Below are 239 nucleotides of genomic sequence, written 5' to 3'. Positions count from 1 at the left end.
CCGTCTTGAAGATCGTCCGCCGCTTCCTCAAACCCTGTTTGCCGCCTGTCAGCATCTGCTGGCGATGTTCGTTGCGGTGATCACGCCAGCGCTATTAATCTGCCAGGCGCTGGGTTTACCGGCACAAGACACGCAACACATTATTAGTATGTCGCTGTTTGCCTCCGGTGTGGCATCGATTATTCAAATTAAGGCCTGGGGTCCGGTTGGCTCCGGGCTGTTGTCTATTCAGGGCACCA

Annotated in this window: 1 protein-coding gene; it reads left to right on the top strand. The window is 55.2% G+C overall.

The window, feature by feature from the left end; translation table 11 throughout:
* The coding region (locus R0J87_RS24380; protein WP_498889627.1) for a solute carrier family 23 protein at window positions 1-239 on the top strand (239 nt) is incomplete at both ends.

Source organism: Halomonas sp. SIMBA_159 (genome assembly GCF_046536035.1).
Lineage (GTDB): Bacteria > Pseudomonadota > Gammaproteobacteria > Pseudomonadales > Halomonadaceae > Vreelandella > Vreelandella venusta_A.
Note: the sequence above shows the minus strand (reverse complement) of the source record. Positions and strands in the feature narration are given on the sequence as shown.